Annotated in this window: 11 protein-coding genes; 4 read left to right on the top strand and 7 right to left on the bottom strand. The window is 62.8% G+C overall.

Going from position 1 to position 10,321, the window contains the following annotated elements; genetic code table 11:
• The first annotated feature begins 27 nt into the window (after positions 1–27).
• The gene (locus tag DMX11_RS22810) at positions 28–846 is read left to right on the top strand and encodes an HDOD domain-containing protein (protein WP_177410781.1); all 819 of its coding nucleotides are present in this window, start codon (positions 28–30) and stop codon (positions 844–846) included.
• A 3-nt stretch (positions 847–849) separates the two neighbouring features.
• Positions 850–1,662: a bifunctional DNA-formamidopyrimidine glycosylase/DNA-(apurinic or apyrimidinic site) lyase gene (gene mutM, locus DMX11_RS22815; protein ID WP_110747145.1), complete on the top strand. Its 813-nt coding sequence runs from the start codon at positions 850–852 to the stop codon at positions 1,660–1,662.
• 126 nt (positions 1,663–1,788) lie between these two features.
• On the opposite strand, the gene DMX11_RS22820 is transcribed toward mutM, so the two are convergent.
• The 3 genes from DMX11_RS22820 to DMX11_RS22830 form a co-directional block, all read right to left on the bottom strand.
• Positions 1,789–2,040 (bottom strand): YfhL family 4Fe-4S dicluster ferredoxin, encoded by a 252-nt coding sequence (locus tag DMX11_RS22820; RefSeq protein WP_003249063.1) that lies wholly within the window; start codon positions 2,038–2,040, stop codon positions 1,789–1,791.
• Positions 2,041–2,148: 108 nt separating this feature from the next.
• Positions 2,149–2,628 carry a pantetheine-phosphate adenylyltransferase gene (coaD, locus tag DMX11_RS22825; RefSeq protein ID WP_016489662.1) on the bottom strand — a complete coding sequence of 160 codons (480 nt, stop codon included), beginning with the start codon at positions 2,626–2,628 and terminating at the stop codon, positions 2,149–2,151.
• A gap of 151 nt (positions 2,629–2,779) precedes the next feature.
• On the bottom strand, positions 2,780–4,210 hold the full coding sequence (locus tag DMX11_RS22830) for a coniferyl aldehyde dehydrogenase (RefSeq protein ID WP_110747147.1): 1,431 nt from the start codon (positions 4,208–4,210) through the stop codon (positions 2,780–2,782).
• 151 nt (positions 4,211–4,361) lie between these two features.
• Here DMX11_RS22830 and DMX11_RS22835 point away from each other — a divergent pair, with 151 nt between their 5' ends.
• Entirely contained in the window at positions 4,362–5,027 is a 666-nt protein-coding gene (locus tag DMX11_RS22835; protein ID WP_110747150.1) for a TetR/AcrR family transcriptional regulator, read from the top strand.
• A 35-nt stretch (positions 5,028–5,062) separates the two neighbouring features.
• Positions 5,063–5,917 (top strand): sulfurtransferase, encoded by an 855-nt coding sequence (locus DMX11_RS22840; protein ID WP_110747152.1) that lies wholly within the window; start codon positions 5,063–5,065, stop codon positions 5,915–5,917.
• A gap of 12 nt (positions 5,918–5,929) precedes the next feature.
• Here DMX11_RS22840 and DMX11_RS22845 read toward each other — a convergent pair whose 3' ends face one another.
• The 4 genes from DMX11_RS22845 to rsmD all read right to left on the bottom strand — a co-directional run.
• On the bottom strand, positions 5,930–6,922 hold the full coding sequence (locus tag DMX11_RS22845) for a hydrolase (RefSeq protein ID WP_110747154.1): 993 nt from the start codon (positions 6,920–6,922) through the stop codon (positions 5,930–5,932).
• A gap of 60 nt (positions 6,923–6,982) precedes the next feature.
• Positions 6,983–8,356, bottom strand: a complete 1,374-nt coding sequence (locus tag DMX11_RS22850; RefSeq protein ID WP_110747156.1) for a pitrilysin family protein — start codon at positions 8,354–8,356, stop codon at positions 6,983–6,985.
• A complete protein-coding gene (locus tag DMX11_RS22855) occupies positions 8,349–9,650 on the bottom strand; it encodes a pitrilysin family protein (protein ID WP_110747158.1) in 1,302 nt (433 codons plus the stop codon). The genes DMX11_RS22850 and DMX11_RS22855 overlap by 8 nt, the downstream gene beginning before the upstream one ends.
• A 94-nt stretch (positions 9,651–9,744) precedes the next feature.
• Positions 9,745–10,321: 16S rRNA (guanine(966)-N(2))-methyltransferase RsmD (gene rsmD, locus DMX11_RS22860; protein ID WP_110747160.1), on the bottom strand; the 577-nt coding region annotated here is incomplete at its 5' end.

A 10,321-nucleotide genomic window follows, 5' to 3' on the forward strand; every position in this document is an offset into this window, starting at 1 on the left:
ATCCAGCAAGCCTTGCAAGGCATCACCATCCCGCCGCAACCGCAGATCATGGTCGACCTGCAGTTCGAGCAGTACATGCCTGACCCGGACCTGGAAACCATCGCCAAGCTGATTTCCCAGGACCCGGGCCTCTCGGGCGCCTTGCTCAAGCTGGTCAACTCGCCGCAATTCGGCCTGTCCAACAAGATTGGCTCGATCCAGCGCGCGGTAAACCTGCTGGGTAGCCGGTCGATCATCAACCTGATCAACGCCCAGTCGATCAAGGGCGAGATGAGCGACGAGACCATCGTCACCCTCAACCGCTTCTGGGATACCGCTCAGGACGTGGCGATGACCTGCCTGACCCTGGCCAAGCGCACCGGCATCCAGGCCGCGGACGAGGCCTATACCCTGGGCCTGTTCCATGACTGTGGCGTGCCGCTGATGCTCAAGCGCTTCCCCAACTACATGGATGTGCTGGAAGAGGCCTACGCCAAGGCCGACGGGGAAACGCGGGTGGTCGACACCGAAAACCGCGCGTTCAACACCAACCATTCGGTGGTCGGCTATTTCACCGCCAAGTCCTGGCGCTTGCCCGAGCACCTCAGTGCGGCCATCGCCAACCACCACAATGCCCTGGCGGTGTTCCGCGACGAGAGCTGCCGCAATACCCAGAATCAGCTGAAGAACCTGTTGGCGGTGCTGAAGATGGCCGAGCACATCTGCGCCTCCTACCGGGTGCTGGGCAACCAGGTGGTGGACCACGAATGGAACGTGGTCGGCCCGTTGGTGCTCGATTACATTGGTTTGTCGGAATACGATTTCGAAAACCTCAAGCAGAACATTCGCGAGCTGGGCGGGCACTGACACATGCCGGAATTACCTGAAGTAGAAACCACCCGGCGCGGTATTGCGCCGCACCTGGAAGGCCAGCGCGTCAGCCGTGTGGTAGTGCGCGACCGGCGCCTGCGCTGGCCGGTCCCCGAAGACCTCGATGTGCGTCTTTCGGGGCAACGTATTGTGAGTGTCGAGCGGCGCGCCAAGTACCTGCTGATCAATGCGGAGGTCGGTACGTTGATCAGCCACTTGGGCATGTCGGGCAACCTGCGCGTGGTCGAGCTGGGCTTACCGGCGGCCAAGCATGAGCATGTGGATATCGAGCTGGAGTCGGGACTGATGTTGCGCTACACCGACCCGCGCCGCTTTGGTGCCATGCTTTGGAGCCTGGACCCACTGAACCACGAGTTGCTGTTGCGCCTGGGGCCAGAGCCGCTGACCGATCTGTTCGACGGTGAGCGGTTGTTCCAGCTGTCGCGTGGGCGGTCGATGGCGGTCAAGCCGTTCATCATGGATAACGCGGTGGTGGTGGGGGTAGGCAACATCTACGCCACCGAGGCGCTGTTCGCCGCGGGTATCGACCCACGGCGCGAGGCGGGCGGGATTTCCCGGGCGCGTTACCTGAAGCTGGCGATCGAGATCAAGCGGGTGCTTGCGGCGGCGATCGAGCAGGGCGGGACCACCCTGCGCGACTTCATCGGTGGCGACGGGCAGCCGGGGTACTTCAAGCAGGAATTGTTCGCCTACGGGCGCGGTGGACAGCCGTGCAAGGTATGCGGCACGACGTTGCGCGAAGTGAAGCTGGGGCAGCGGGCGAGCGTGTACTGCCCGCGTTGCCAACGATGAACCGTTCGCTGCAAGCCTATTGCAGTAAATGTGCTGTCACGCAGAAAACACCGCTCCCACAGAGTCCCTGCCAAATCAATAAGTCATGTTTTGTTCTATGGGAGCCGTGCGGAGAAGGGCAGGTGATCAGCCCTTGCCAGTGATCCGGCGGTACTTGGCCATCAGCTGTTCTTCGGTCTCTGGGTGCGCTTCATCCAGCGGGATGCAGTCGACCGGGCAGACCTGCTGGCACTGCGGCTCATCGTAGTGACCCACGCACTGGGTGCACAGGTTAGGGTCGATCACGTAGATCTCTTCGCCTTGGGAGATAGCCTCGTTCGGGCACTCGGGTTCGCAGACGTCGCAGTTGATGCAATCGTCGGTGATGATCAGGGACATGGGGACTCCGGCCGGGGCGCGTTGCCCGGGCATATTCAACGCAATGGGCACAATTGTGCCGCATTCGCGCCCGCAGTGCACGTGGGCGCGATGATCAGGCGCTAAAGATTACTTCTTGAAGCGTTCGGTCAGCGCCTCGGCCACCACCGGGTGGACGAACTTGCTGATATCACCACCCAATGCGGCTATTTCCCGGACCAAGGTCGAGGAAATGAACGAATAACGCTCCGACGGCGTGAGGAACAGGCTCTCGACATCAGGAGCGAGCTGCCGGTTCATGTTCGCCAGCTGGAACTCGTACTCGAAGTCGGACACCGCACGCAGGCCGCGCAGAAACACATTGGCGCCCTGTTCCTTGGCGAAATGCGCCAACAGCGAAGAGAAGCCGATGACTTCGACATTGGGCAGGTGCTTGGTGACCTCACGGGCCAGCGCTACCCGTTGTTCCAGCGGGAACAGTGGGTTTTTCTTGGGGCTGGCAGCCACCGCGATAATCACGTGGTCGAACAGGCGCGAAGCGCGCTCGACCAGGTCGCCATGGCCTTTGGTAATGGGGTCGAAAGTACCCGGGTACAACACTCGGTTCATCGCGTCATCCTGGCTGGAGTGCGTTGGGGAGTCGGATGGTAGCGCAGCGACGGCGCCCCGGCCAAGTCGTGCGGCCGGCTGATGGCACTATAGACAGTGGGCGTATTCGTTGTCATGCGCTGTGTGCTGGCGGGCGACCAGCGCTTTGCTCTTAACGGATGAACAACCTGTAGACCAGGCGCTGCAGGGCTTTGCCATAAGGCGGGTAGATCAACCGGGCGGCGTTGATGCGTTGCTTGGCCAGTACCGCCTTGGCCTTGCTGAAGGTCAGGAAGCCTTCATGGCCGTGGTAGTGCCCCATGCCGGAAGGCCCGATGCCACCGAATGGCAGGTCGTCCTGGGCCACGTGCAGCAAGGTGTCGTTCAGGCATACGCCGCCGGAATGGCTGTATTGCAGGACATGTTGCTGTTCGCTGCGGTCGTAGCCGAAGTAGTACAGCGCCAACGGCCTTGGGCGCTGGTTGATGTACGCCAGCGCGTCATCGAGAGTGTCGTAAGGCACCAGCGGCAGCAACGGGCCGAAGATTTCATCCTGCATCACCCGCATGCTGTCGTTCACCTTTGTCAGCAGGTGCGGTGGCAGTCGCCGGCCTTGGCGTGCTTCGTGGGTGTACAGGTCGATCACTTGCGCGCCCTTGCTGCGGGCGTCCTCCAGCATATGCTCCAGGCGCTTGAGCTGCCGAGGGTTGATGATGGCGCTATAGTCGGGGTTGTCGGCGATGTGTGGGTACATGCGCTGCACGGCATTGCGATAGGCATCGGCGAAGCCGTTCAGGCGCTCGCGTGGCACCAGTACGTAGTCGGGTGCGACGCAGGTCTGGCCGGCGTTGAGCGTCTTGCCGAAGGCGATGCGCTCAGCGGCGGCACCCAGCGGCACGCTGGCCGAGACGATGGCCGGGGACTTGCCGCCCAGTTCCAGGGTCACCGGGGTCAGGTTTTGTGCGGCTGCCAGCATGACCTGACGGCCGATGCTGGTGGCACCAGTGAACAGCAGGTGGTCGAAGGGCAGGCGGGCGAACGCCTGGCCAGCCTCGACCTCGCCAAGCACGACGCTGACCAGGTCTTCGGGGAATACCCGCTGCAGCAGTGACTTCAGGGCCAGCCCACTGGCGGGGGTCGCCTCGCTGAGCTTGAGCATCACCCGGTTGCCGGCGGCCAGTGCGCCGGTCAACGGGCCGATGGCGAGGAACAGCGGGTAGTTCCACGGCACGATGATGCCGACCACGCCCAATGGCTGGTACAGGACCCGTGCGCTGGCCGGCTGGAACGCCATGCCCACGGTCCGTCTGGCCGGGCGCATCCAGCGCTGCACGTGGCGTTCGGCATGGCGGATGCCTTGCACTGACGGCAGCAACTCGGCCAGCAAAGTCTCATCGGCGCTGCGCCCGCTGAAGTCTGCATCAATGGCCGCGATCAGTTGCTGCTGGTCTGCCAGCAGAGCCTCGCGCAGGCTTTCAAGCCACTGCCGGCGCTGGGCTGCAGGGGGCATGGGGTTGCCGGCAAACGCCTGGCGCTGGGCGGCGAACGAGGCTTCGAGTTCGCTGTCGGAATGCACAGGAGGCGAGGCAATGGTCGAGTTCACGGCGGTCTCCCGGCTGGGCTTGAGGTCTCTGGAGCCTATACTTTGATTGGTACCATAGTGCGACTATTTTCATGCAAGGCAACGGTGCATCAGCGGCGTGAATCGCCGTAAGATGACCCTTTGTCGAAAGCCCGCAGACTGGGAGCTGAGCATGGCCCCGCGCATGAAGACTCGAGAGCGCATCGTGCAGAACAGCCTGGAACTGTTCAATCAGCAGGGCGAACGTAGTGTCAGTACCAATCACATTGCCGCGCACATGGAAATCTCGCCCGGCAACCTGTATTACCACTTCCCCAACAAGCAGGCGATCATCGCCGTGTTGTTCAGCCAGTACGAAGCGCTGGTGGACAGCTTCCTGCGCCCGCCACAAGGACGCGCAGCCACGGTGGAGGACAAGCGCTTCTACCTCAAGGCCCTGCTCGCGGCGATGTGGAACTACCGTTTCCTGCACCGTGACCTTGAGCACCTGCTGGATAGCGACGCAGAGCTGGCCGGCCGTTACCGGCGCTTTTCCGAGCGCTGCCTGCACCGGGGCCAGGCGATCTACCGTGGCTTCGTCGAGGCTGGCATCCTGGTCATGGCGCCGGCGCAGATCGAATCGCTGACCATCAATGCCTGGATCGTGCTGACCTCATGGGTACGTTTTCTCAGCACCACGCGTGAACATTCCGCGCACCTGGGTGAAGAAGCCTTCAAGCGCGGCGTCTATCAGGTGCTGGTGCTGGAACTCGGCTTTGTCACCGATAACGCACGCAATGCCGTGGACGCGCTGTGCCAGGAATTTCACGTTCCGTTCAATCAGGCCCTGGAGCTCTAGCCCGGGGCCTTTGTGCCATCGATCAGGAGATTGTCATGCCGCTTGCGCAATTGATCACCCCGCAGCAGTTGGCCGAGCGCCTGGACTCGCCCAAGTTGGTGATCCTCGACTGCCGCTTTGCCCTCGAGGATGTGGACTATGGCCAACGCAGTTATGCCCAGGGGCATATTGCGGGCGCGCATTTTGCCGACCTGGACCGTGACCTCAGTGGGCCGGTGAGCAAGGGCCGCACCGGGCGCCACCCGTTGCCCGATGCGCAGCGGCTGGTTGCGCGCCTGCGTGAGTGGGGCCTGGACAACGACAGCGAGGTGGTGCTGTACGACGATGGCCCTGGCGCCTTTGCCGCCCGCGCCTGGTGGCTGCTGGCCTGGCTGGGCAAGCGCAGCGGCGTGGCGATTCTCGATGGCGGCCTCAAGGCCTGGCACGCGGCGCATCTGCCGCTGAGCCTGGACCCACCGCCCAGACGCGAAGGCACCTTCAGCGGTGAGCCTGACGCCAGGCTGCTGATCGATGCCGAGCATCTGGGCAAGCGCCTGGGCAGTGCTGACCTGACGTTGATCGATGCACGTGCCTTGCCGCGTTTTCGCGGTGAAGTAGAACCGATCGACCCGGTGGCAGGGCATATTCCAGGTGCCCGATGCGCAGCGTTTACCGACAACCTGGGCGCTGATGGGCGCTTCTTGCCGGCGGACCAGCTCAGGCAGCGCTTTGCCGAAATGCTTGCCGGGCGGGCGCCGGAACAGTTGGTGTCTTACTGCGGATCCGGGGTGACGGCTTGCCATAACCTGTTTGCCTTGGCGCTGGCGGGCTACCCGCTAGGCAAGCTGTATGCCGGGTCGTGGAGTGAGTGGATCAACAATCCCGCGCACGGCGTGGCTACGGGCGAATAGATCCCGCTCGGGCTAGGTACCTTCGACCAGCCACTGCGGAATCCGGCGCTCCAGGTAATACCCCGGATTGCGCAGGCTGCCGTCCACAAAGCCCACATGCCCGCCACGGCTATGCAGTTCGAAGCGGGTTTGCGATGCCAGTTCACGGGCTGTGGGCAAGCTGTGGCAGGACACGAACGGGTCATCGCTGGAATGGATGATCAGCGTCGGCGTGCGGTTCTGGCCCAGGAAGAAATGGCTCGATGAGCGACGATAGTAGTCGTGCACGTCGCGAAACCCGTTCAGGGGGGCGGTAACCCTGCCGTCGAAGTCCCAGAATGTGCGCAACTTGGTCAGTGGCCCCAAGCGCTGCAGCGTCGCCAGCCGGTCATGTTGGCCGTTGGCGTGAAAGTGCTGCTGCTTGAGCTGTACATACGCCAGCATTTCGCGCATGAAGTGCGCTTGGTAAACCTTGGAGAAACCTTGGCCAATGCGGTCGGCACAGTGGTCCAGGCGAAACGGCACCGATACTGCGACCGCCGCCTCCAGCTGGCTGGCGACCCCGCTCTCGCCCAGGTATTTCAACAGAACGTTGCCCCCCAGCGAGTAACCCACCGCATACAGCGGCGCCAGTGGGCGCTGGGCGCGCAGGTGGCTGACAATTTCGGCCAGGTCCTCGCTGGCGCCGGAATGGTAGCTGCGGGGCAGGAGATTGGGCTCGCCCGAGCAGCCGCGCCAGTTCGCTGCCACACTGGCCCAGCCGCGTGCGTGCAAACTTTGCTGCAGGCCTTTGACGTACGGCGAATGGGACGAACCGGTCAGCCCGTGCAGCACCAGCACCAATGGCACATGCGGCTGGTGCGGGCCGTGCCAGTCCAGGTCGATGAAGTCACCGTCGGCCAGCCACAAGCGTTCGCGGCTACGTGGCAGGTCCGGCAGCTTGCGCCACAATGGCCCCCACAGCGTTTGCAGATGGGGGTTGGACAGGCCGAAGGCTGGGTGGAACGTGGCGCTGGTAGTGGGCATGCTGGGCGACTCATGTTGTGCCTGCCTAGAGTGCCATGAAACAGCGCCACAGTACCTGCGCTATTGGTAGACGGCCGGCAACGCTTGCTGCTCGGCTTGAGGGCCGACACTGACCAGCACCTTCTGGTCCAGGTCGAGCCGGCGCTGCATGACAGCGCGAAGGTCCGCTGGGGTCAGCCTGCCGATGCGCTCGATGTAGGTGTTCAAATGGTCCGCGGGCTGGTTTTGATGGGTGATCTGCGCGAGCAACGCTGCCAGGCTCTTGTTTTGCGCTATCCCGCGTAGCTGTTGCCCGGCCAGACGATTGCGCGCCAGGTCCAGCTCGGCCTGGGTCGGGCCTTGGTCGATGAAGTCGCGCAGCAGCTCCTCTACCAAAGCCTGCGAGCCTTGCACGTACGCAGGGGCGATTTCCCACGAGATGGTCAACAGGCCACCGGCACTCATGGGCGACACTCGACTGTAGATACCGTAGGTCAGCCCACGGCGTTGGCGCATTTCCACCATCAGGCGGGACTCGAGGTCTGCCCCCAATACCTCGCTAGCCAACACCAGCGCTGGATACTCCGGGTCATTGGCGGGTACGTTCATGGGTACTGCCAACACCAATGCACTGCTGGCACCCTCCTGCTCGATGTTCACAGTTGCACTGGCTGCTGCCGGCACGGCAGGCAGCTCAACGGCGGACCAGCCCTGGGGCAGGGCCTGGCTTATTTGCTGGGCAATGTCTTGTGCATCAGCAAGCGAGAGGTCCCCGACCAACACCATTTCCAGGTTACTGGCGGAATAAGCACGCTGGTGGAATGCCCGCAAGTCCTCAGGGGTGACAGTTGCCATACCCTCGGCTGTGCTGCCCCACGGGTTGCCGTAGGGGTGCCCCTTGAACAAATGGCGGAAAACTTCGCTCCGGGCCCTGATGTCGGGGCGCCGTTCTCGTGATGCATTGGACTGCAACAGCTGGCGCTTCACCGTCTCCAATGCAAGGGCTGGAAAGGCAGGGCGTGCGGCAAGATCGATGAAAAGCGCCAAGGCAGGATCAAGCAGGGCTTTGCTGCTCAGGCTGCGCAGGCTCAATGTCGCGTGCTCCAGGCGGACCTGTTTGTCCATGATCGCGCCCAGCCGCTCCATGCGCTCGGCTTGCTGGGCGGCGGTGTAAAGCTGGCTGCCCTCGTCGAGCATATACAGCGTCAGGGCTGCCAGGCCGGATTGCAGGGTGTCTTGGCTTGTGCCGGCCTTGAACCGCAATACCACATCGACGATAGGTAACCCACGTGCTTCGACGAACTTCACACCTGCGCCTGTTGCTGTTGTCCAGGCTTGCACATGTGTCTGATGGGGGGTGAGCTGGTTCAGGTCCAGCCCCTGGGCAGAGATCAGGCCGCCAAAAATATCATCGCCATCGGCCGTCTGCTGGGGCTGCGCAATAGTGTCACTCATCAGCGCTCTCCTTGGTGTGCATGAAAGTAATAGCGGCTCGGTCTTCGGTGAGGAAGTCCAGGGCAGCCTGGCCAACGTGTTCGGCTGTCACGGCGTTGATGGCCTGCCGTTCATCGTCCAGCGTCACGGGGTCCAGGCCGCAGCTGGCCTGCTTGCCGATGGTTTCTGCCTGTTTGCCGATATCGTCCATTTCGAACATTCGCCTGGCCAGCAGCCGCGCTTTGGCGCGTTGAAGGCCTTCCTTGGAGGGGGCTGAGTGGCGGAACGCATTGATTTCCAGCATCAGCCTTTCGGCTGCTGCTTCTGGCGTAACCTGTGGGCTGCAGAAGGCGTAGAGGGTCAGCAGGCTGTCGCCCCGTTGCCAGGGCTCATAATCTGACCGGATCCCCCGCAGTAGCGGTTCCTCCAACACCAACCTGCGTTGCAAGGTGCTGGCTTGACCGTCGGCCAGGATGTCGGGTAGCAGCCTCAGTGCATAAGCTTGCTCATCAGACTCGGCGGTACATTGGCTGGGGAGGTTGAAACTGAGGATCACGCCCGTGTAGAGGCCTTGCAAGCGCAGGGTCTGGTAGCGCCGTACAAGACCGGGCGGGGCTTTGTGGGTTTGTCGCAGCGGCAGGCGATTGGCGGGGATCGCTGAAAAGTGCCGGGTTACCAGAGTTTGCAGCTGTGGCAAGGCAATGTCGCCGGCTACCGCAAGCGTGGCGTTGTTAGGGTGATACCAGCTTTGGTACCAGGTACGTGCTGCAGCCAGCGTCATGTGGCCAAGGTCCGCTTTGTGACCGATCACTGGCGTGCCGTAGCCGCTGTTGCCATAGGCCAGTAGCTGGTGATGCTCCAGGGCCAGCGCGAGAGGGGTGTTATCGATATTTTCACGTCGCTCGGCCATGACCACCGCCAGTTCGCGAGCGAAGGGTGCGCTGTCGAGGGTAGCGCTTGCCATCACGTCGGCCATGGCTTCCAACGCAATTTCCAGGCGATTGCTGGGCAAAGTAAGCGGGAAGATTGTGGCTTCTTGGGCAGTGAATGCATTCGGATTGCCACCCAGGCGGGCCATTAGCGCGGAGTACTGGCCGCCGGCCAACTTGCTGCTGCCTTCGAACAGCAGATGCTCCAGTGCGTGAGAAAGGCCGGTGTGGCCTTCAGGCTCATTGCTGGAGCCGACGTGATACCACAGTTGCGCACTGACCAGCGGCGCGCGCCTGTCTTCACGAAGGTACACACGCAAGCCATTGGCCAGTGTAAAAGCGCTTACTGCGCTGGTGGGCGCAGGCGGGGAAGGGTTTCGGGGCATGGTTGACGCGCTCCTGCAAGAATCGAAGGAGAAGCTTCAGCCATGCCCCAGGCCGGTTGGCGGTAACTAAATACACCAGCCCCGGGTTACGTGGTCAGGCCCGCTGCCAAAGTGCGTAGTGCACCTGGCCAGTCTTTTTTTCACGGTGCAGGCGCCAGTTGCCTGGCAGCTGCAAGCTCGACGGCGCTGCCTCGCTTTCGGTGTAGACCCACGCCTGTTCACTCAGCCACTGGTGTTGCTCTAGCAGGTTGCACGTGTTGGCCAGCAGATCCTGGTTGAACGGAGGGTCGAGGAACACCACGTCGAACTGCTGCTTGGCCGGGCCTTGCAGGTAGCGCAAGGCATCGGTCTGCAAGATCTGCCCGCGCGGGCAGCGCAGGATCTCGAGGTTGTTCTTGAGGTTGGCGATGGCCGCCGGGTTGCTGTCCAGCGCCACCGCATCTTCCGCCCCGCGGGACAGGGCTTCGAGCACCAGGGCACCGCTGCCGGTGAAGGCGTCCAGCACCCGGGCGCCCTCGATGTAGGGGGCCAGCCAGTTGAAGACGGTTTCGCGCACGCGGTCGGGCGTTGGCCGCAGGCCTTCGCCTTCAGGCACCGCCAGGCGGCGGCTGCGCCACTCGCCAGCGATGATGCGCAGGTGGCCCTGGCCCTTGCTTTGGCCTGTTTGCGGG

It is taken from the genome of Pseudomonas sp. LB-090624, from assembly GCF_003205205.1.
Lineage (GTDB): Bacteria > Pseudomonadota > Gammaproteobacteria > Pseudomonadales > Pseudomonadaceae > Aquipseudomonas.

What these genes read in the sequence shown, in the direction of transcription:
- DMX11_RS22820 (WP_003249063.1), bottom strand. Translation starts at nt 2,040, where the DNA reads ATGTCCCTGATCATCACCGACGATTGCATCAACTGCGACGTCTGCGAA.
- mutM (WP_110747145.1), top strand. Translation starts at nt 850, where the DNA reads ATGCCGGAATTACCTGAAGTAGAAACCACCCGGCGCGGTATTGCGCCG.
- DMX11_RS22855 (WP_110747158.1), bottom strand. Translation starts at nt 9,650, where the DNA reads ATGCCCCGAAACCCTTCCCCGCCTGCGCCCACCAGCGCAGTAAGCGCT.
- DMX11_RS22840 (WP_110747152.1), top strand. Translation starts at nt 5,063, where the DNA reads ATGCCGCTTGCGCAATTGATCACCCCGCAGCAGTTGGCCGAGCGCCTG.
- DMX11_RS22850 (WP_110747156.1), bottom strand. Translation starts at nt 8,356, where the DNA reads ATGAGTGACACTATTGCGCAGCCCCAGCAGACGGCCGATGGCGATGAT.
- coaD (WP_016489662.1), bottom strand. Translation starts at nt 2,628, where the DNA reads ATGAACCGAGTGTTGTACCCGGGTACTTTCGACCCCATTACCAAAGGC.
- DMX11_RS22835 (WP_110747150.1), top strand. Translation starts at nt 4,362, where the DNA reads ATGGCCCCGCGCATGAAGACTCGAGAGCGCATCGTGCAGAACAGCCTG.
- DMX11_RS22845 (WP_110747154.1), bottom strand. Translation starts at nt 6,922, where the DNA reads ATGCCCACTACCAGCGCCACGTTCCACCCAGCCTTCGGCCTGTCCAAC.